This is a genomic window from Streptomyces sp. NPDC006207, assembly GCF_040613835.1.
Lineage (GTDB): Bacteria > Actinomycetota > Actinomycetes > Streptomycetales > Streptomycetaceae > Actinacidiphila.
This window is the reverse complement of sequence record NZ_JBEXSX010000025.1, coordinates 22,113-42,483: the sequence shown is the minus strand read 5'-3', so window position 1 is coordinate 42,483 and position 20,371 is coordinate 22,113. Positions and strand designations below refer to the sequence as shown.

Genomic DNA, 20,371 nt, shown 5'->3' with positions numbered 1-20,371 from the left:
CTCCTCAGTGGGCGACCGCGGCCGCGCCGTGCTCGTCGACGAGCGCGCCGGTGGTGAATCGTTCGAGCGAGAAGGGCGCGGCCAGGGCGTGCGGGCTGTCGTGGGCGATGGTGTCCGCGTAGACCCAGCCCACGCCGGGGGTGGCCTTGAAACCGCCGGTGCCCCAGCCGCAGTTGAGGTAGAGGCCATGGACCGGGGTGAGGCCGACGATCGGCGAGGCGTCCGGGCTGACGTCGACGATGCCGCCCCAGGTGCGCAGCAGGTGGGCGCGGGCGAAGACCGGGAAGAGTTCCAGCGCGGCGGCCATCTGCCGCTCGATGACGTGGAACGCGCCGCGCTGGGTGTAGGAGTTGTAGGCGTCGATGCCCGCGCCCATGACCAGTTCGCCCTTGTGGGCCTGGCTGACGTACACGTGCACCGCGTTGGACATGACGACCGTGGGGTGCACGGGCTCCAGGAGTTCGCTCACCAGCGCCTGCAGCGGGTGGCTCTGCAGCGGCAGGTCGAAACCGGCCATCCGCGCCAGCACCGAGGTGTGGCCGGCCGCGCAGAGCGCCACCTTGCCCGCGGCGATGGGCCCGAGGTTCGTCCGTACGCCGGTGACCCGTCCGTCGTGGACGTCGATGCCGGTCACCTCGCAGTTCTGCACGAGATCGATGCCGGCCGCGTCGGCCGAGCGGGCCAGGCCCCAGGCCACGTGGTCGTGCTTGGCGATCCCCGCGCGGGGCTGGTAGGTCCCGCCCATCACCGGATACCGCACGTCCGGCGAGGTGTTGACGATCGGGCAGACCTCCTCCACCTGCGCGGGGTCGAGCCACTGGGCGTCGACTCCGTTCAGCCGGTTGGCCTCGACCCGGCGGACGCCGTCGCGTACGTCCTGGAGGCTGTGGGCGAGGTTGAGGACCCCGCGCTGGGAGAACAGGATCGGGTAGTCCAGTTCCTCCTCCAGGCCCTCCCACAGCTTCAGGGCGTGCTCGTAGATGCCCGCGCTCTCGTCCCAGAGGTAGTTGGAGCGGATGATCGTGGTGTTGCGGGCCATGTTGCCGCCCGCGAGCCAGCCCTTCTCCAGCACGGCCACGTCGGTGATGCCGTGGTTGCGCGCCAGGTAGTGCGCGGTGGCCAGGCCGTGCCCGCCGCCGCCGACGACGACCACGTCGTAGGAGCGCTTGGGTTCGGGCGTGCGCCAGAGGAACTCCGGGTGCTTGGGGAGGTCGGCACCCGGGGTGCGCGGGGTCATCGGGCGTCGTCTCCGTCCTGCGGCAGGTGCGGGTAGAGCGGGTGCGCGGCGGCGAGCGCCTCGGTGCGGGCCCGCAGCGCGGGCAGGTCGGGCGCGGGGCCCATTGCGAGCGCGACGACGTCGGCGACCTCGGCGAAGTCGTCCTCGGTGAAACCGCGGGTGGCCAGGGCGGGCGTGCCGATGCGCAGCCCCGAGGTGACCATGGGCGGGCGCGGGTCGAAAGGGACGGCGTTGCGGTTGACGGTGACGCCGATCGAGTGCAGCAGGTCCTCGGCCTGACGGCCGTCGAGGGCGCAGGCACGCAGGTCGACGAGGACGAGGTGCACGTCGGTGCCTCCGGTGAGCACCGACACGCCCGCCCGCGCGGCGTCGTCCCGTGTCAGGCGCTCGGCCAGGATGCGGGCACCGGCCAGGGTGCGGGCCTGGCGTTCCCTGAACTCCTCCCCCGCGGCGACCTTGAAGGAGACCGCCTTCGCGGCGATCACGTGCTCCAGGGGGCCGCCCTGCATACCGGGGAAGACCGCCGAGTTCAGCTTCTTGGCGAGGTCCGCGTCGTCGGTCAGGATCACTCCCCCGCGCGGGCCGCCGAGCGTCTTGTGGGTGGTCGTGGTGGTGACGTGGGCGTACGGGACGGGGTTCGGGTGGAGCCCTGCGGCGACCAGGCCCGCGAAGTGCGCCATGTCGACCAGGAGCAGCGCCCCGACCTCGTCGGCGATGCGGCGGAAGGCGGCGAAGTCCAGCTGCCGGGGGTACGCCGACCAGCCCGCGATGATCATCTTCGGGCGGTGTTCCTTGGCGAGCCGCTCGACCTCGTCCATGTCGACCCGGTGGTCGGTCGCGGAGACGTGGTACGGGACGACGTCGAGCATCTTCCCGGAGTAGTTGAGCCGCATCCCGTGCGTGAGGTGGCCGCCGTGCGCGAGGTCCAGCCCGAGCACGGTGTCGCCGGGCCGCAGCAGGGCGAAGAGCACGGCGGTGTTGGCCTGCGCCCCGGAGTGCGGCTGGACGTTGGCGTACGCGGCGCCGAAGAGGGCCTTGACGCGCTCGACGGCGAGCCGCTCGGTGACGTCGACGTGCTCGCAGCCGCCGTAGTAGCGGCGGCCGGGGTAGCCCTCGGCGTACTTGTTGGTCAGCACCGAGCCCTGGGCCTCCATGACGGCGGCGGGCGCGAGGTTCTCCGAGGCGATCATCTCCAGGGTGGACCGCTGACGGGCCAGTTCGGCGCGCAGCGCGGCGTGCACCTCGGGGTCGAGTTCGGACAGGCGGGCGGTCAGCGGGTTCATGCGCGGGGCTTCCTCTCAGCGGCGGCGTCGGAGGTCTCGCGGTGGTGCCGTCCGTGGGGTGTCAGCCGCGGAGGCGGGACATGGCCGGGTCGAACAGCGGCTCCGCGGCGACCCGCGCCGCCACGCGCCGGTCGAAGTAGGCGATGTCGAGGGCGCGTCCCGGCACGGCGAGCTCCGCCGGCAGCCAGGCGTAGGCGATGCCCTTGCCGACCGTGTAGCCGTAGGCGGCGCTGGTGACGTACCCGACGGGCCGGTCGCCGTCGTACACCGGCTCCTTGCCCATCACGACGGCGCCCGGGTCGTCGACGGTCAGGCAGGTGAGCCTGCGCCGCACCTGGTCCCGGCGCCGGGCGAGCGCGGCCTTGCCGGTGAAGTCGTCCTTGTCCTCCCTGACGGCGAAGGCGAGGCCGGCCTCGTACGGGTCGTGCTCGAAGGTCATGTCGGTGCCGAAGGAGCGGTAGCCCTTCTCCAGACGCAGGCTGTTGAAGGCCCCGCGCCCGGCGGGGATGCCGCCCAGCGGCCGGGCGGCGGCCAGCAGGGTGTCCCAGAGCTTCAGGCCCAGGTCCGCCGTGGTGTACAGCTCCCAGCCCAGTTCGCCGACGTAGGACAGCCGCATCGCCGTGACGGGCACGGCCCCCACGTGCGCCCGTTTGGCGCGGAAGTACTTCAGTCCGGCGTCGGAGAAGTCGGCGTCGGCGAGCGGCTGCAGGACCTCCCGGGCGAGCGGCCCCCACAGGCCGATGCAGCAGGTGCCCGCGGTGATGTCGCGGACCGCCACGGTGCCGTCGGCGGGGAGGTGCCGGGTGAGCCAGTCCAGGTCCAGGTTGCCGTTGACGCCGACCTGGAAGAGGTCGCGGCCGAGCCGGGCCACCGTGATGTCGCTGCGGATGCCTCCGTCGTGGTCCAGGAGCAGGGTGTAGGTCACCGACCCGACCGACTTGTCGACGTTGCCGGTGGTGAGCCGCTGCAGGAAGGCGGCGGCGCCGCGTCCGGTGACCTCCAGGCGCTTGAGCGCGGTCATGTCGTACAGGGCGACGGTCTCCCGGGTGACCTGGGCCTCGGCACCGACGACCGGCGACCAGTAGCGGGCCGCCCAGTCGCCCGGGACGGGGAGGGAACGGCCCGCCACCAGGCCGGCGTTGCTCTCGTACCACTGCGGCCGCTCCCAGCCGTTCGCCTCCAGGAAGAAGGCCCCGAGCTCCTCCTGGCGGGGGTGGAAGGGGCTGGTGCGGATCGGGCGCGGGGCGCCCGTGGGCTGGAGCGGGTGGATGATGTCGTAGACCTCGACGAAGTTGCGGCAGTCGCGGGCGAGCACGTAGTCGGGGGCGAGCTGGTGCGGCTCGAAGCGGTTGACGTCGCATTCGTGGAGGTCGAAGGACGAGCAGTGGCCGTCCACCAGCCATTCGGCCATCGCCCGGCCGACGCCGGCCGAGTGCGTGACCCAGACGGCCTCGGCGACCCAGAACCCCTTCACCTGCGGCGACTCGCCGAGCAGCGGCATGCCGTCGGTGGTGAAGGAGAACAGGCCGTTGATGCCCTCCTCGACCTTGGCGTCACGGGTGGCGGGCAGCAGGGACCGGGTCTCGGTCCAGGCGTCGGCGAAGTCGTCCTCGGTGAACTCCAGGACGGACGGCATCCCGTCCGCGGCGTCGAACGAGGCGATGTCGTCGACGGGGACCGGCATGGGGCGGTGGCCGTAGGAGCCGATGCCGATGCGGTCGTGGTGGTCGCGGTAGTAGAGGTCGGCGTCCTGGTGGCGCAGGATCGGGCGGACGGCCTCGGCGGCCTGGCCCGCCAGGGCGGGGACCGGGCCGGTCCAGGCGAGCTGGTGGGCGAGCGGGGTGAGCGGAAGCTCCATGCCCGCCATCCGGGCCACCTGGGGGCCCCAGATGCCGGCGCAGCAGACGACGACGTCGGCCGCGAGCTCGCCGCCGCGGTCGGTGACGACCCCGGTGACGCGGCCGTCGTCCTGGGTGACGGCGAGGACTTCGTGACGTTCGAGGAAGCGGACGCCGCGCGCGGCGGCACGCCGGGTCTGCGCCTCGACCGCGAGGACGGCCTTGGCGAGGCCGTCGGTGGGGACGAACAGTCCGCCCAGGACGCGTGAGCGGTCCAGCAGCGGGTGCAGCGCGGCGCATTCGTCGGGTCCGACGACCCGGGCCTCGACGCCCCACGAGGTCACCCAGCCGTGCCGCCGGTGCAGTTCGGCCAGGCGCTCGGGGGTGGTGGCCACCTCCAGACCGCCGACCTGGAGGAAGCAGGGCTGTCCGTCGACGTCGAGGGAGCGGAGCTTGTCGACGGTGTAGCGGGCGAGTTCGGTCATGGTCTTGGAGGGGTTGGTCTGGAAGACCAGGCCCGGGGCGTGGGACGAGGAGCCCCCGGTGGCGGGGAGCGGCCCCTGGTCGACGACCGTGACGTCGGTCCAGCCGGCGGAGGACAGTTCGTCGGCCAGCGCCGCCCCCACGACACCCGCTCCGATGATGACCACGCGGGGTCCCGTCATCGCCAAACCTCCCAGTTGCTGTCAGCGCAACATGATTCAGGTTGCGCAACTCAATGTGCCGGGCGCCGGAGAGGGTGTCAAGAGGCCCGCCAGGGGCGGGAGAAGGCCGCCCGCAGGCGTCTGGAGCGGCCCCGGGAGGGCCTGGTGACGGCCCGGGGAACGACGGTGCCCGGCGGGCTGTCGGAACAGCCCGCCGGGCACGGGAACGGCGCGTTGCGGCGCGGTGCGCCCCGGTGGCGCGGCGCAGGGTTACTTGACCCAGGCGTCCACCTTGCCGGGGTTCGCCTTCACCCACTTCTCGGCGGCGGCTTCGGGGCTCATCTTGTCGACGGCGATGTACTTGGCGACGAGGTTCTGGTCCTCGTTCGTCCAGCTGAAGTTCTTCACCAGGTCGTAGGCCGGGCTGCCGGAGCCGGCGAACTTCTTGCTGACGATCTTGTCCAGGTCGTAGACGGGGTAGTCGCAGGCGACCTTCTCCGCGTCGGCGTCGCAGCCGGCCTCGTACGGCGGCAGCTCGACCTTGGCGAGCGGGACCTCCGACAGGAACCACTGCGGCTCGTAGAAGTAGCCCAGCAGCCACTGCTGCTTGGCCTCGGCCTGCCGGAAGGCCTGGATCAGCGCGGTCTCGCTGCCCGCGTACACCACCTTGAAGTCCAGCTTGAGGTTCTTCACCAGGGCGGCGTCGTTGGTGACGTACGACGGGTCGCCGTCCAGGAGCTGGCCCTTGCCGCCGGACTCGGAGGTGCGGAACTTGTCGGCGTACTTGTCGAGGTTCTTCCAGTCCGTGATGTCCGGGTGCTCCTTCGCCAGCCACGGCGGCACGTACCAGCCGATCACGCCCTTGTTCCCGGTCGGGCCCGCCTCGACGGCGGTCTTCTGCTGCTCGACGTACTTCTTCTTCAGGTCGTCGTGGCCCCAGTTCTCCAGGATCGCGTCGACCTCGCCGGTGCCGAAGCCCTGCCAGGCGATCTCCTCCTTGAGGTCCTTCTTCTTGACCGTGCAGCCCAGCTTCTCCTCGGCGACGTACGCCACGACCGCCGCGTCCGCCTCGTAGCCGACCCACGGGTTGACCGCCAGGTTGAAGGTGCCGCACTTGCCGGAGGATCCCCCGGAACCGGCCTCCGACCCGCCGACCTTGGCGCCGCCGCAGCCGGTGAGGACGAGCCCCAGTGCCGCGGCCCCGGCCGCCCCGGCACGCCATCGCGCCGACCGGCCGGCCGCCGTCAGGTGTGTTGCCATGTGTCTACCGCCTCCTGCCCTAGCGCCCGCCGGGCACCCTCGTGGTGCGCCCGGCCGCGGCCTGAGTGATCCGGTCGAACATCACGCCGAGCAAGACGATGGCGAGTCCCGCCGCCAGCCCCTTGCCGTACAGCTCGCCCTGCGAGAAGCCGGCCACGACGTCGTAGCCGAGGGCGCCCGCACCGACCAGGCCGCCCACCACGACCATCGACAGCACGTAGATCAGGCCCTGGTTGGTCGCGAGCACCAGGGCGCCGCGCGACATCGGCAGCTGGACCTTGGTGACGAGCTGCCAGGTACTGGACCCGGCCGCCGCCGCGGCCTCCACGGTCGTCCCCGGTACGCCCCGGACGCCGTCGGCGACGATCTTCACCGTCACGGGCGCGGCGTACACGACGGCGGCGACGATCGCGGTGAAGCGGCTCGCGCCGAACAGCGCGAGGAACGGAACGAGGTAGACGAAGGGCGGCATGGTCTGCGCCGCGTCCAGGCCGGGCCGGACGATCCGGTCGGCGAGCGCGCTGCGGCCCATCCACACGCCCACCGTGACCCCGAGCAGCATCACCAGCAGCGTCGCCACGACGGTCGAGGCGAGCGTGGTCATCGCGTCCTGCCACACCCCGGTGCCCACCAGCAGCCCCACGCACACCGCGGCGGTGCCGCCGGCGCCGAGGCCGCCGAGGACCGTTCCCAGGGCCACCAGCACGAGGCCGGTGAGCCACCACGGCGAGTCGGTGAGCAAGGTCTGGAAGGGGTTGAGGAGCGCGTTGGTGAGCACGTCGCGGACGGCGCCCGTGACCCCGGACAGGTGCTCCTGCGCCCAGGTGGTCACGGTGTCGGCGGCACTCGCCAGGGAGCGCCCCGCTCCGCCCTGGCCGGGGAACTCCGCGGCCCAGACGTAGGTGTGGGACAGCCAGGCGGCGACCGCCGCGGCGACGGCGCCCGCGGCGAGCAGCGGCCCGCGCCAGAGCCGCAGGCGGCCGCCGGAGCCCTGCCCGCGCTCCGTCCTGACGGCGGCCGCGGTGGTGACCCGGTCCAGGACGATGGCCATGACGACGATGGCGAGGCCGGCGTTGAAGGCCGTGCCGACGTCGAGCGAACTGCAGGGCCTGGACGACGGTCTTGCCGAGGCCGGGGGCGTCGATGAGGGCCGCGATGGTCACCATGGACAGGGCCGCCATGATGCTCTGGTTGACGCCCATCACCACGGTGCGCCGCGACATCGGCAGCAGCACCTTGGTGAGGGTCTGCACCCTGGTCGAACCGAGCGACTCCGCCGCCTCCACCGTGGTCGCGGGCACCGAGCGGATGGCGTGCGCGGTGATGCGGACGGCGGGCGGCGCCGCGTAGATCAGGGTGGCGATGGTGGCGGAGGCCGGCCCGATGAGGAAGAAGAGGGTGAGCGGCGCCAGGTAGACGAAGGTCGGCATCGTCTGCATGAAGTCCAGCACGGGGGTCAGGACGCGGTTCACCCGCGGCGACAGCCCGGCCCACACGCCCAGCGGGATGCCGAACAGCAGCGCCACCAGCACCGCCGACACGGTGAGCGCCAGGGTGTCCATGCTCTCCTGCCACAGGCCCTGCAGCCCGAAGAAGGTGAAGCCCGCGACGGCCAGCAGCGCCACGCGCCAGTTGCCCAGCGCCCAGGAGACGTAGCCGGCGATCGTGACCACGCCGAGCCAGCCGATCTGCGGCACCGGGCGGCCGTCGGGCGGCTGCGAGATCAGCGTCTGGACGAAGGTCACCAGGGTGTCGATGACCAGCCGGATCTCGTTGAAGAAGTAGAGGAAGAGCGGGTTGCTGTTGCGGTCCGCGCCGATGGTGTCGTTGACGTCGTTGAACCAGCGGTGCAGCGAGGTCAGGTCGGCCGCCGCGAGGGCGAGCGTCTGCCGGCCGCGCAGGAGCGCGAAGAGCACCAGCCACAGCACGACGATGCCCGCCACGACGGCCCGGCGGCGCAGCCGGACGGGCGCGAGCCGTTCGCGTGCCCCGGAGGCGGCGACCGCCATCACGCCCCGCCTTCCCGGCCCGCGACGACGGCGAGGATCTCCTCGTCGCCGACGACGCCGAGCAGCCGTCCGTCCTCGACGACCCTGACCGGCTTCTCGGCGGCGAGCACGGCCCGTGTCGCCTCGCGGACGACCGTGCCGGGGCCGAGTTCGGGGCCGTCGAGGGCGTCGTCGGGCCGCGGGTCGCGCATGATCCAGCGGAGCGTCAGCACGTCGGCCCGCGGCACGTCCTTGACGAACTCGCGCACGTAGTCGTCGGCGGGGGCGCCGACCAGTTCGTCGCCCGTGCCGCACTGCACCGTCCGGCCGTCGCGCATGATCAGGATGCGGTCGCCGAGCTTGAGGGCCTCGGACAGGTCGTGGGTGATGAACACCATCGTCTTGCCGACCTCGTGGTGGAGGCGGATGACCTCGTTCTGCATGTCGCGGCGGATCAGCGGGTCGAGCGCGGAGAAGGGCTCGTCGAAGAAGAGGATGCCGGGGTCCCCCGCCAGTGCCCGGGCCAGGCCGACGCGCTGCTGCATGCCGCCGGAGAGCTGGTCGGGGTAGGAGTTCTCGTAGCCCGCCAGGCCCACCAGTTCGACGACCTCCAGGGCCCGCTTGACGCGCTCGGTCCGGCCCATGCCGCGGATCTCCAGGCCGTACGCGACGTTGTCGACGACCCTGCGGTGCGGCAGCAGGCCGAAGTGCTGGAAGACCATGGAGAACCTGTTGCGGCGCAGTTCGCGCAGCCGTTTGGCGTCGGCGGCGCGGATGTCCTCGCCCTCCAGGACGACCTGGCCGGCGGTGGGTTCGACGAGCCGGGTCAGACAGCGCACCAGGGTCGACTTGCCGGAGCCGGACAGGCCCATCACGACGAAGACCTCGCCGGGCGCGACGTCGAAGTGGACGTCGCGCACGGCCGCGGTGCAACCCGTGCGCTCCATCAGCTCACGGCGGCCGAGCCCGCGCAGCTCCTGCGATTCCGGCACCCTGTCGGCCTTCGGCCCGAACACCTTCCACAGCCCCCGCACGGAGATGACCGCGTTCCGGTCCTGGTCCTGGTCCTCGTCGTGGGACGCGCCGCGCCGCTGCGGCACATCGGTCGGTGCTGGGGTCACGGTCGGCCTCTCCTGGGCGTTCAGCCGCGGAACCAGTGCTGCGGCCTGGGTCGGATGTTCTGCCAGATGTGCTTGGGCTCGCGGTACTCGTCCAGGCCGGTCGGTCCCAGCTCCCGGCCCACGCCCGAGTGGCCGAAGCCGCCCCATTCCGCCTGCGGTACGTAGGGGTGGTAGTCGTTGATCCACACGGTGCCGTGGCGCAGCCGGCGGGCGACCCGCTGGGCGCGGCCGGCGTCCCCCGTCCAGACGGCGCCGGCGAGGCCGTACTCGGTGTCGTTGGCGATGCGGACGGCATCGTCCTCGTCGGTGAAGCGCTCGACGGTCAGCACGGGTCCGAAGGACTCCTCGTGGACGACGCGCATGCCCTGGTCGCAGTCGTCGAGGACGGTCGGCGGGTAGTAGAAGCCGTCCTGGAGCGCCGGGTCCGTGGGGCGGGCGCCGCCGAGGCGCAGCACGGCGCCCTCGGCGATCCCGGCGGCGACGTACGCCTCGACCTTGTCGCGGTGGGCGGCGGAGATCAGCGGGCCGGTCTCGGCCGCGGGGTCGAAGGGGCCGCCCAGGCGGATCGCGCCGGCGCGCCGTACGACCTCGTCGACGAAGGCGTCGTGGACCGTGTCCTGCACGATCAGCCGGGCCCCGGCGGAGCAGACCTGGCCGGAGTGCAGGAAGACGGCCGTGAGCGCGAAGTCCACGGCCGTCTCGAAGTCGGCGTCGGCGAAGACCACATTGGGGTTCTTGCCGCCGAGCTCGAGGGCGACCCTCTTCACCGTGGCGGCGGCCGCGGCCATGACCCGCTTGCCGGTCTCGAGACCGCCGGTGAAGGAGACCATGTCGACGCCGGGGTGCTCGGCGAGCGGGGCGCCGGCCCCGGGCCCGGCGCCGAGGACCAGGTTTCCGGCTCCGGGCGGGAGTCCGGCCTCCTCCAGGGCCCGCATGAGGAGCACGGAGGTGGAGGGGGTCAGTTCGCTGGGCTTGAGGACGAACGTGTTGCCCGCGACGAGCGCGGGCGCGACCTTCCAGGAGGCCTGCAGCAGCGGGTAGTTCCAGGGGGTGATCAGGGCGCAGACGCCGACCGGCTCGTACTCGACACGGCTGACGGCGTCGTCGCGGCCGGTGTCGACGACCCGTCCGGCGGAGGTCCCCGCGATGCCGCCGTAGTGGCGCAGGCAGGCGACGACGTCGGCGACGTCGTACTCGCTCTCCACGAGCCGCTTGCCGGTGTCGAGGGATTCGGCGCGGGCGAATTCCTTGGCGTCCCGTTCGACGATGCCCGCGGTGCGGAGCAGGAGGGCGCCGCGTTCGCGCTCCGGGGTGCGCGGCCAGGGGCCGTGGTCGAAGGCGGCGCGGGCGGCGGCGACCGCGGCCTCCGCGTCGGCGCCGGTCGCCTCGGAGACCGTCGCGACGAGCACTCCGTCGGCGGGGCAGCGGATCTCCCGGCGGCCTCCGGCCACCGCCTCGCGCCACTCTCCGTCCAGGTACAGGTCTGCCACGCGCGGAGTCCTCGCTTCGTTGCACATAGCGCATCGAATTGCTTGTGGTGGAACACCCTGTCCGAACGGCCACCGGCCGTCAAGGGGTGGCACGGGGTGTACGGCACATCTTGATCCGGTGAACGCGGCACCGGACACGATCAGTTGGCGGTGGCCTCGCGGTGCCGGTAGAACTGCGCCTTCGAGGGCGGCAGCGGTTCACGGCCGAGGATCAGATCCGCGGCCTTCTCGGCGATCATCATCACGGGGGCGTAGATGTTGCCGTTGGTCACGTAGGGCATCACGGAGGCGTCGACCACGCGGAGTCCCTCCACGCCGTGCACCCGCATGCTCGCCGGGTCGACCACGGCCATCGCGTCGGTGCCCAGCCGGCACGTGCAGGACGGGTGGAGGGCGGTCTCGCCCTCCTTGGCGACCCACGCCAGGATCTCCTCGTCGGTCTCGACCCCGGGGCCGGGCGAGACCTCGCCGCCGTTGAAGGGGGCGAGCGCGGGCCGGCCGAGGATGTCGCGGGCGACGCGCACCGCCTCGACCCACTCGCGACGGTCCTGTTCGGTGGACAGGTAGTTGAAGCGCAGCGCGGGCTTCTCGCGCGGGTCCCTGCTCCTGATCTTCACCGAGCCGCGGGCGTCGGAGTACATCGGCCCCACGTGCACCTGGTAGCCGTGGCCGCCGGCCGGGGCCGAGCCGTCGTAGCGCACCGCGATGGGCAGGAAGTGGAACATCAGGTTGGGGTAGTCCACGTCCTCGTTGCTGCGCGCGAAGCCGCCGGCCTCGAAGTGGTTGGTGGCGGCGGGACCCTTGCGGAAGAGCCACTGCAGACCGATGAAGGGGTAGCGCCACTTGGCCAGGTAAGGCTGCATGGAGACCGGCTGCGTGCAGGCGTACTGGACGTAGACCTCCAGGTGGTCCTGGAGGTTCTCGCCGACGCCGGGCAGGTCGTGCACGACGTCGATGCCGAGCGCGGCCAGTTCCCCGGCGTTGCCGACGCCCGACAGCTGCAGCAGCTGGGGCGAGTTGACGGCCCCGCCGCAGAGGACGACCTCGCGGGCGCGCACCTGTTCGCGGCTGCCCCTGCGGCGTTCGTACTCCACGCCCACGGCGCGCTTGCCCTCGAAGAGCACCCGGGTGACCAGGGTCCGGGTCCGCACCGTCAGGTTGGGGCGCCTGCGCACCGGGTCGAGGTAGGCCCGGGCGGCGGAGAGCCGGCGGCCGCGGTGGACGTTGCGGTCGAAGGGCGCGAAGCCCTCCTGGCGGTAGCCGTTGACGTCGTCGGTGAGCGGATACCCCGCCTCCTGGACCGCCTCGAGGAAGGCGGGGAACAGCGGGCTGGAGGCGGGCCCGCGCTCCAGGACGAGCGGACCGTCGTGGCCGCGGAACTCGTCGTCGGGGCCGGCCGCGAGGCAGTTCTCCATGCGCTGGAAGTACGGCAGGCAGTGGGCGTAGTCCCAGTGCTCCATGCCGGGGCCCTCGGCCCAGCGTTCGTAGTCCATGGGGTTGCCGCGCTGGAAGATCATGCCGTTGATGCTGCTGGAGCCGCCGAGCACCTTGCCCCGGGCGTGGTAGATCCGCCGTCCGCCCATGTGGGGCTCGGGCTCGGACTCGTAGCCCCAGTCGTAGAAGCGGCTGCCGATGGGGAAGGTGAGCGCCGCCGGCATGTGGATGAAGACGTCCCACGGGTAGTCGGGGCGGCCGGCCTCCAGCACCAGGACACGGTTGGCCGGATCGGCGGACAGCCGGTTCGCGAGGGCGCAACCGGCGGAGCCCCCACCGACGATGACGAAGTCGTACTGCACGGGAGCCATGTCAGCCTCGTCTCACTCGTCTCGCTTGAATCGCTCGTCTCGATCGCGCGGTCGACAGGTCGACTGGCGCAGCATGCTAGTACGGTGCCGCTATGCGCACCAGGTTGCGAGCCGCGCAACTTGACACCGGAGTTTCGGTCGCGTTTCCCGTCCGGACTCCGCCGGGGAACCCCGACGCTGTTGTTTACCGCGCGTATAGTTTCGCTGTGGGCAACTTCAGTGCAGATACCGAAACAACCGCTGCGCAGCCGGGCGGCGTCCAGTCCGTGGACCGGGCCATCAGCGTGCTGGAGATCCTGGCGCAGCGCGGCGAGGCCGGCGTGAGCGAGGTCGCCGCCGAGATCGAGGTCCACAAGTCGACGGCGTTCCGGCTGCTCGGCGCGCTGGAGGCACGCGGGCTGGTGGAGCAGGCGGGCGAGCGCGGCAAGTACCGGCTCGGCTTCGGCATCGTGCGGCTGGCCGGCGCGGTGACCGGCCGCATCGACATCACCCAGCAGGGCCGGCCGGTCTGCGAACGGCTCGCCGAGGAGATCGGCGAGACCGTCAACATCGCCGTGATGGAGAAGCACTTCGCGATCAACCTGTACCAGGTGCGCGGACCGGCGGCCGTGACCGCGCACAACTGGGTCGGCCAGCTCACGCCGTTGCACGCGACCTCCAGCGGCAAGATCCTGCTCGCCCACCTCTCCGCCGCGCAGCGCGCGGAACTCCTCACGGACGCGGGCCTGGAGAAACTGACCCCGCACACCCTCACCTCGCGGACGAAGCTGGAGAAGAACCTCGCCGAGGCCAGGGAGCGCGGGTACGCCTGGACGCTGGAGGAACTGGAGATCGGCCTGCACGCGATGGCCGCCCCCGTCCGCTCGCGCGACGGCGAGGTCATCGCCGCCGTCAGCGCCTCCGGCCCCTCGTACCGCTTCACCCAGGAGCGCATGCACGAGCTCGCGCCGCTGCTGGTCGCCGGGGCGGCCGAGATCAGCCACCGCATGGGCTACCTGGGCTGAGCCGTGCCGAGGCGCTCGTGGACCCAGTCGTGGAAGCCGGCGATGTGGTGCTCGCTGGGGACCAGCACCCCGCCCTTGGCGTAGAGCCGGGATCCCATCGCGGGCTGGCAGCGCTCGCAGGCCTCGAAGTCCTGGCGGTTGACCCGGTCGAAGAGCTCCACCGAGCGGCCGACGTCCCTGCCCGCGGTGACGACCTCCTCCAGGTAGAGCCAGTCGCACTCGACGACCGTGCGGTCGGCCGCGACCGGGTACATGCGGTGGAAGATCACGTGGTCCGGCACCAGGTTGACGAAGACCTGCGGCTTGATGGTGATCGCGTAGTAGCGCCGGTCCTGGGCCGCGGAGACCCCCGGTATACGGTCCAGTCCCGGCGAGCCGTCCACCGTGAAGCCCTCGATGTCCGCGCCGAACTCGGCACCGTGGCCGACGTAGTACTGCGCGGCGTAACCGCCGGCGAACTCCGGCAGCACCTCGGTCAGTTCGGGGTGGATCGTGGCGCAGTGGTAGCACTCCATGAAGTTCTCGACGATGAGCTTCCAGTTGGCCCTGACGTCGTACACGATCCGCCGGCCGACCCTCAGGTCCTCGATGCCGTAGCGCTCCAGGGACTCCACGTCCCCGAGCCGGGTGACCACCTCGCCGACCACCTGCTCCTCGAAGGAGGGCGGGTCCTCGGCCAGGCAGACCCAGACGTACCCCAGCCATTCGCGGACGTGGACGGGGACGAGCCCGTACTCGGTACGGCCGACGTCGGGCATCTTGGTGAGGTTGGGGGCCGCCACGAGCCTGCCGTCCAGGTCGTACGTCCAGGCGTGGTACGGGCATTGGAACGCCCGCCTGACCTCGCCGCCCTCCTCGGTGAGCAGCCGGGCGCCGCGGTGCCGGCACACGTTGTAGAAGGCGCGCACCGCGTGGTCCCGGGACCGGGTGACCAGGATGCTCTCGCGGCCGACGTCCACGGTCCTGAAGGCGCCCGGCCTGCCGAGCTCGGAGGAGCGAGCCACGCAGAACCACATCGTCTCGAAGATGCGCTCCTGCTCCTGGGCGAAGATCCCGGGGTCCGTGTAGTAGGAGCCGGGGAGGGTGGCGATCAGGCTGTCCGGCAGACCGGTCGGGGTCACGGGCACTCCTTGCGGGACGTTGTGTAATGAGCAACGGAGTGTGCACTGCGCAACTGCAGCATGTGGTGCCGCTCCGGCGCTGTCAAGACGCGACGACGGCCAGCTGCTTGCGCCAACGGGTGAACGACCGGGGCCGGTTCATGCCCAGTACGGCGACCGGAACCCCGCCCCTGCGGTAGACCGCGAGGACGTCCCGTTCCTCCGCGACGCCCTCCTCGACCGTGACGGTGTCGGCCCCCGCGGCGCGGCCCGCGAACTGGATGCGCACGCCGTACTGGTCGGACCAGAAGTACGGCGGGCGGGGGGCCCGTTGCCCGCCCGCGCCGCCGGACAGCAGCGCGGCAACGGCGGTGGCCGGACGCTCCAGGGCACCCGTCCAGTGCTCCACGCGGTGGTGCGCGCCGGCGGCCGGGTCGTACCAGGCGGCGCAGTCGCCGACGGCGACGACGCCCGGCAGGCCCGTGCGGCCGTCGGCGCCACACAGGACACCGTCGCCGAGCTCGATCCCGCACCCGGCGAGCCAGTCCGTGCACGGGCGCGCCCCGATGCCGACGACCACGGTGTCCGCGGGCAGCCTGCGGCCGTCGGCCAGGACCACGGCCACCACCCGCCCCTCGCCGTCCGCCTCGGTCCCGCGCACCCCCGTGCCGCACAACAGCCGTACACCGTGGTCGGCGTGGAGGCCCGACACGACGCCGCCCATCGTCTCGCCGAGCGGACCCGACAGCGGGGTGGGCGCCGCCTCGACGACGGTGACGTCCAGGCCGAGGGCGTACGCGGTCGAGGCGACCTCGGCCCCGATGAAGCCGCCGCCGATGACGACGAGCCGCCCGCCGCGCGCCAGATCGGCCCGCAGTGCGCGGGCGTCGTCCAGGGTGCGCAGGGTGTGCACACCGGACCGGCCCGCCGCGCCGGGCAGGGTACGGGCAGCGGCCCCGGTGGCGATGACGACTCCGTCGGCGGTGACGGCGCTGCCGTCCGCGAGCCCGACGACCCGCGTGCCCGGGTCGAGCGTCACGGCCCGGGCGCCCAGCAGCCATTCGGCCCCGAGGTCCTCGCCGTCCGCCTCCAGGACCAGGGCCGCCTCGTCGGCCTGTCCGACGAGGAACTCCTTGGACAGCGGCGGCCGGTCGTACGGCCGGTGCGGTTCGTCGCCCACGACCACCAGCCGGCCGTCGTACCCCTGGGCGCGCAGTGCCCGCGCCGCCGACAGCCCCGCCAGCGAGGCGCCGACCACGAGGACCGCTCTCATCCGGCTCCCCCGGCGAGCCGGCCGGCCGCGCACGAGGGCGGGCCGGGGGCGGCCGCCGACAGCCGTACGTGGATCACGCCGTCCTCGACCACGACCTCGTGCGTCCGCACGGGCCGCCGGGCCGGGGGCGCGTCCACCGCACCCGTGCGCAGGTCGAACTTCGAGGCGTGCAGCGGGCACTCGACCTCGCACCCCTCCAGCCAGCCGTCCGCGAGCGACGCGTCCTGGTGGGTGCAGGTGTCGTCGACGGCGTAGAGCTCGCCCTCCTCGGTGTGGAACACCGCGACGGGCGGGTCGGTCTCGAGCCGGAAAGCCTCGCCACGCGGGAGGTCCGCGAGCCGGCACACGGGAATCATCATGACACCTCGGTGCGTATGGCGGAACTGATTGCGGTTGACGCAACATCAGTGTGGGGGTGCCCCCCACCCCTGTCAAGGCATCGTCCGGACACCCGGAATCCGCATCTGACGGGGGCTCATCCGCAGCTCCGCGGGGGAGGCCGGCGGCGGATCGTCGCGATTCGGTCACGGGGGTTGTCCGGGTTCAGCTGAATGACATAATCCGTTCCTCTTCTGTGTGACAACGGCCGGAATACGGCCCGGAGGAAGTGACCCGCGGCATGAACGTGACCGTCTCGGCCCAGCAGCCCCGCGTGCTGGTCGTGGAGGACGAGGCGAGCATCGCCTCGATGCTCGCGATGGCGCTGCAGTTCCTGGGCTTCGACGTGGTCACGGCCGGGACCGGCGAGGAGGCGGTGAGCACGGCCGCCGATCGCGCCGCCGACGTGATCCTGCTCGACGTCGGACTGCCCGACCTCGACGGCTTCGAGGTGTGCCGCAGGCTCCGCGCCGCCCGGGTCGACGCGCCCGTCCTCTTCCTCACGGCCCGGGACGCCGTGGAGGACAAGATCAGGGGCCTGGCCCTGGGCGGCGACGACTACGTCACCAAGCCCTTCGACATCAACGAGGTCGCGGCCCGCGTGAACGCCCTGCTGCGCCGGGGCCGGGCCCCCGAGCCTGCCGGGCGCCGGCTGCGCGCGGGCTGGGTCGAACTGGACGCGGACACCCACGAGGTGTGGCGGCACGGCCGGCCGGTCCAGGTCTCGGCGACCGAGTTCGCGCTGCTCCGCTTCCTGCTGGAGAACCCGGACCGGGTGGTGTCCAAGGGGCAGATCCTCGACGCCGTGTGGAGCTGCGACTTCCAGGGCGAGTCCGGGATCGTGGAGACCTACATCTACTACCTGCGCCGGAAGCTCGGCGACACCGACCAGTCGCTCATCCGCACCGTGCGGGGGGCGGGCTACCTGGTGAGGGCGGCGCCGGCCGGCGATACGGCTTCGCGCTGACGGTGCCCGCGCGCGGCGCTATGTTGGCCTTCGGAGGAAAGCCGACGAGAAGAGGGCACGATCCCGAACGAAGCCGCCGCCCAGGAGCCTGAAGCGCCGCTCGACCAGCCGGGAGCGGAGCGGCTGCGCCTGCTCCGGTCCTCGGGCGACGACCAGGGCGAGCGCGAGGCGCTGCGACTGGGACTGCAGCAGGCCGTGGCGGCGCTGAACGGCTTGGGCGGACTGGTCCACCTGCGCGGGCAGGCGGCCCGGGGCGGAGTGCCCCTGCGCCTGGCCGCCAGCACCGGTCTGCCCAGGAACCTGACCCGTGCCTGGCTCTTCCTCCCCCCGCAGGACGCCACCGCGCCGGGCCGCGCGACGACCGGGGGCGAACCGGTGTGGCTGCCCACGACGGAGACGACCCCCGGCCCGCTGCCCGGCGGGTCCGGGCTCGCCGCCGTACCGCTCCCCGGCCCCGAGGGCCCGCTCGGCGCGCTCTCGGTGGTGACCGCGGACGCCGTACCGCCGGCTCCCGGCGCGTGGGAGCTGCTGCGGGGGATCGCCGCGTGGGTGTCGGAGCGGCTGGGCCGTACGGCGGCCGTCGGGTCGCGCGAACGCTGGCGCCTGGCGGAGGGCGGCTCGGGTTCCCGGCCCCGGGAGACCCCGTCCGACGTGGGCATCGGCACCTGGGAGTGGAACGTCCGCACCGGCGAGGCCTACCTCGACGAGACCGCGCGCTCCGTCTTCGGGATGTCCCCGCAGATGTACGACGGTCGCCTGGAGACCTGGGTGGAGCTGGTCCACCCCGAGGACCTGCCCTGGGTGATCGCCGACGCCGAGGAGGCCGCCCGGGCCCGCGGCGGCTTCGCCTGGGAGTACCGGGTCCGCCGGCCCGACGGGACCTTCCGCTGGGTGCAGGCCCGCGGCCGCAGCGTGCTCGGTGCGGACGGCAAGGCCGTCCGGCTCGCCGGTGTGCTGTGGGACAGCACGGAGACCCGGATCGCGATGGACGCCGCCGGCCGGGCCCTGCGTCACATGAGCGACGGCTTCCTGGCGGTCGACGACGACGGCCGCATCGCCTTCGCCAACCCCCAGGCCGAGCGGCTGCTGGGGGCGCGGCGGCCCCTGGTCGGCGCGGTGCTGTGGCACCTGCCCGGCGTCCACGACTCGGAGCTCGAGGCCCACTGCCGCCGGGCGGCCGAGGGCGACGCGACCGTCAGCGCGGACATCGAGTGGGGCGGCGGCACGCGCCGCTACCACCTGCGCGTCATGCCCGTACCCGACGGCCTGACCCTCTACCTCACCGACGTCACCGAGCACCGGCTCGCGGAGGAGGCCCGCGCCGACGCCGCCCGCACCGCCGCCGACCGCGCGGCGCACATCGGCCGGCTGACCACCGCGCTCGCCGAGGCCGTCACCGTCAAGGACGTCGTCGCCGCGGTCGCCGACCGCGTGCTGCCGCTGTTCGACGCCACCGGGCTGATCATCAAGACGCTGGAGGGCGACCTGCTGCGCGTGGCCGGCTTCGTCGGCTACCCCCCGGGCCTGATGGAGCGGCTCAGCCGGACCCGGCTCGCCGAGGGCAGCCCCAGCACCGACGCCATCCGCGAGCGCGTGCCCCGCTACATCACCTCCGCCAAGGAGTTCCACGAGGCGTACCCGGCCCGGGTCCACCTCCAGGAGTGGTCCCAGAAGCACGCCTGGGCCTTCCTGCCGCTGATCGTCTCCGGGAAGGCCGTCGGCTCCTGCGTCGTCTCCTTCTCCGAGCCGCGCCCGTTCAGCGAGGAGGAGCGCACCCTGCTGACCGCGCTCAGCGGGCTGGTCGCCCAGGCCCTGGAGCGGGCCCGGCTGTACGACGCCGAGCACGGACGGGCCCAGGAGCTGCAGCGCGGCCTGCTGCCGCGCGTCCTGCCCGAACTGCCGGCGGTCAGCGCCGCGGCGCGCTACCTGCCCGCCGTCGAGGGGACGACGGTCGGCGGGGACTGGTACGACGTCATCCCGCTCTCCGCCGACCGGGTCGCACTGGTCATCGGGGACGTGATGGGGCACGGCATCTCCGAGGCCGTGACCATGGGGCGGCTGCGAACCGCGGTGCACACCCTCGCCGGTCTCGAACTGCCCCCCGACGAGCTGCTCGCGCACCTCAACGAGCTGGTCAGCGACCTCGGGGACGACTTCTACGCGACCTGCCTGTACGCCGTGTACGACCCCACGAACCGCACCTGCGCGTTCTCCCGGGCCGGGCACCCGCCGCCCGCGCTGGTGCTGCCCGACGGCACCGTCCACTTCGCCGGGCACTCGCCGGACCCACCACTGGGCGCCGCCACGCCGCCGTTCGCGACCGTGGAGCTCGAGATCCCCGAGGGCAGTCTGCTGGTGCTCTACAGCGACGGCCTCGTCGAATCCTCCCGCCGGGACATCGACACGGGCATGGCCGGGCTGGCGAAGGCCCTCACCGGCGCACCGGCCGCGGCGCCCGTGCGGCCGGCGGACGGCCGCCGGGGCGAGGTGGAACGCCTGGGAAGGCTCTGCGACGAGGTCGCCGCCGCCCTCGACCCCCACCAGGAGCACGCCGGGGACGACGCGGCCCTCCTCATCGCCCGCACGCACGCCCTGTCGCCCGGCGACGTCGCCTCCTGGTCCCTGCCCGAGGACCCGCTCGCCGCGGGCCAGGCACGCGAGCACATCCGCCGCCGGCTGGACGGCTGGGGACTGGGCGAACTGGTCATGACGACCGAGCTGATCGCCAGCGAACTGGTCGGCAACGTGGTCCGGCACGCCCGGGGCCCCATCGGCCTGCGGCTGATCCGCAGCCGCACCCTCGTCTGCGAGGTCTCGGACCGCAGTCTCAGCACCCCCCGGATCCGGCACGCCGGCGACACCGACGAGGGCGGCCGCGGGCTGCAGCTGGTCGCCGCGCTGTGCCAGCGCTGGGGCACCCGCTACGTCCCCGGCGGCAAGTGCATCTGGACCGAGCAGGCGATCCCCTGACCGTCGTGAGAGC

At 72.7% G+C, this 20,371-nt stretch carries 13 protein-coding genes and 1 pseudogene; 3 read left to right on the top strand and 11 right to left on the bottom strand.

From position 1 onward, the window contains the following. Positions 1 to 4: 4 nt before the first annotated feature. The 8 genes and pseudogenes from ABZ312_RS21220 to betA all read right to left on the bottom strand — a co-directional run bounded on the left by ABZ312_RS21220 (position 5) and on the right by betA (position 12,666). Positions 5 to 1,237, bottom strand: coding sequence for a sarcosine oxidase subunit beta family protein (locus ABZ312_RS21220; RefSeq protein WP_500438475.1), 1,233 nt, complete (start codon positions 1,235 to 1,237; stop codon positions 5 to 7). After that, a complete protein-coding gene (gene glyA, locus ABZ312_RS21215) occupies positions 1,234 to 2,520 on the bottom strand; it encodes a serine hydroxymethyltransferase (protein WP_500438473.1) in 1,287 nt (428 codons plus the stop codon). Before glyA ends, ABZ312_RS21220 begins: the two co-directional genes overlap by 4 nt. A 61-nt stretch (positions 2,521 to 2,581) precedes the next feature. Continuing rightward, positions 2,582 to 5,023 carry a GcvT family protein gene (locus ABZ312_RS21210; RefSeq protein WP_500323101.1) on the bottom strand — a complete coding sequence of 814 codons (2,442 nt, stop codon included), beginning with the start codon at positions 5,021 to 5,023 and terminating at the stop codon, positions 2,582 to 2,584. A gap of 249 nt (positions 5,024 to 5,272) precedes the next feature. Next, positions 5,273 to 6,262, bottom strand: a complete 990-nt coding sequence (locus tag ABZ312_RS21205) for an ABC transporter substrate-binding protein (RefSeq protein ID WP_500357198.1) — start codon at positions 6,260 to 6,262, stop codon at positions 5,273 to 5,275. Positions 6,263 to 6,281: 19 nt separating this feature from the next. Further along, positions 6,282 to 8,271 (bottom strand): annotated as a pseudogene (locus ABZ312_RS21200) (ABC transporter permease). Next, entirely contained in the window at positions 8,271 to 9,371 is a 1,101-nt protein-coding gene (locus ABZ312_RS21195) for a quaternary amine ABC transporter ATP-binding protein (protein WP_500357202.1), read from the bottom strand. The pseudogene ABZ312_RS21200 and the gene ABZ312_RS21195 overlap by 1 nt, the downstream one beginning before the upstream one ends. Before the next feature lie 20 nt (positions 9,372 to 9,391). After that, positions 9,392 to 10,861, bottom strand: coding sequence for an aldehyde dehydrogenase family protein (locus tag ABZ312_RS21190; protein ID WP_500323097.1), 1,470 nt, complete (start codon positions 10,859 to 10,861; stop codon positions 9,392 to 9,394). A gap of 140 nt (positions 10,862 to 11,001) precedes the next feature. Next, positions 11,002 to 12,666, bottom strand: a complete 1,665-nt coding sequence (gene betA, locus ABZ312_RS21185) for a choline dehydrogenase (RefSeq protein ID WP_500438472.1) — start codon at positions 12,664 to 12,666, stop codon at positions 11,002 to 11,004. Between the two features lie 206 nt (positions 12,667 to 12,872). On the opposite strand from betA, the gene ABZ312_RS21180 reads away from it, so the two are divergent. Further along, complete coding sequence (locus tag ABZ312_RS21180; RefSeq protein WP_500323095.1) at positions 12,873 to 13,670, top strand: IclR family transcriptional regulator; 798 nt, start codon at positions 12,873 to 12,875, stop codon at positions 13,668 to 13,670. Here ABZ312_RS21180 and ABZ312_RS21175 read toward each other — a convergent pair. From ABZ312_RS21175 to ABZ312_RS21165, 3 genes are all read right to left on the bottom strand, one after another. Further along, complete coding sequence (locus tag ABZ312_RS21175; protein WP_500323094.1) at positions 13,658 to 14,791, bottom strand: aromatic ring-hydroxylating oxygenase subunit alpha; 1,134 nt, start codon at positions 14,789 to 14,791, stop codon at positions 13,658 to 13,660. The two genes, ABZ312_RS21180 and ABZ312_RS21175, sit on opposite strands and share 13 nt — an antisense overlap. Before the next feature lie 82 nt (positions 14,792 to 14,873). After that, positions 14,874 to 16,043, bottom strand: a complete 1,170-nt coding sequence (locus tag ABZ312_RS21170; protein ID WP_500357204.1) for an NAD(P)/FAD-dependent oxidoreductase — start codon at positions 16,041 to 16,043, stop codon at positions 14,874 to 14,876. Next, positions 16,040 to 16,402 (bottom strand): bifunctional 3-phenylpropionate/cinnamic acid dioxygenase ferredoxin subunit, encoded by a 363-nt coding sequence (locus ABZ312_RS21165; protein ID WP_499515329.1) that lies wholly within the window; start codon positions 16,400 to 16,402, stop codon positions 16,040 to 16,042. Before ABZ312_RS21165 ends, ABZ312_RS21170 begins: the two co-directional genes overlap by 4 nt. 260 nt (positions 16,403 to 16,662) lie before the next feature. On the opposite strand from ABZ312_RS21165, the gene ABZ312_RS21160 reads away from it, so the two are divergent. Both ABZ312_RS21160 and ABZ312_RS21155 read left to right on the top strand, forming a co-directional pair. Further along, positions 16,663 to 17,388 (top strand): response regulator transcription factor, encoded by a 726-nt coding sequence (locus tag ABZ312_RS21160; RefSeq protein ID WP_499515328.1) that lies wholly within the window; start codon positions 16,663 to 16,665, stop codon positions 17,386 to 17,388. Positions 17,389 to 17,583: 195 nt separating this feature from the next. Beyond that, entirely contained in the window at positions 17,584 to 20,358 is a 2,775-nt protein-coding gene (locus tag ABZ312_RS21155; RefSeq protein ID WP_500323092.1) for a SpoIIE family protein phosphatase, read from the top strand. Positions 20,359 to 20,371 lie beyond the last annotated feature (13 nt).

Excerpts from the sequence above, each read along its gene's own strand:
- ABZ312_RS21220 (WP_500438475.1), bottom strand. The coding sequence starts at position 1,237 with ATGACCCCGCGCACCCCGGGTGCCGACCTCCCCAAGCACCCGGAGTTC.
- betA (WP_500438472.1), bottom strand. The coding sequence starts at position 12,666 with ATGGCTCCCGTGCAGTACGACTTCGTCATCGTCGGTGGGGGCTCCGCC.
- ABZ312_RS21165 (WP_499515329.1), bottom strand. The coding sequence starts at position 16,402 with ATGATGATTCCCGTGTGCCGGCTCGCGGACCTCCCGCGTGGCGAGGCT.
- ABZ312_RS21210 (WP_500323101.1), bottom strand. The coding sequence starts at position 5,023 with ATGACGGGACCCCGCGTGGTCATCATCGGAGCGGGTGTCGTGGGGGCG.
- ABZ312_RS21205 (WP_500357198.1), bottom strand. The coding sequence starts at position 6,262 with ATGGCAACACACCTGACGGCGGCCGGCCGGTCGGCGCGATGGCGTGCC.
- glyA (WP_500438473.1), bottom strand. The coding sequence starts at position 2,520 with ATGAACCCGCTGACCGCCCGCCTGTCCGAACTCGACCCCGAGGTGCAC.
- ABZ312_RS21160 (WP_499515328.1), top strand. The coding sequence starts at position 16,663 with ATGAACGTGACCGTCTCGGCCCAGCAGCCCCGCGTGCTGGTCGTGGAG.
- ABZ312_RS21170 (WP_500357204.1), bottom strand. The coding sequence starts at position 16,043 with ATGAGAGCGGTCCTCGTGGTCGGCGCCTCGCTGGCGGGGCTGTCGGCG.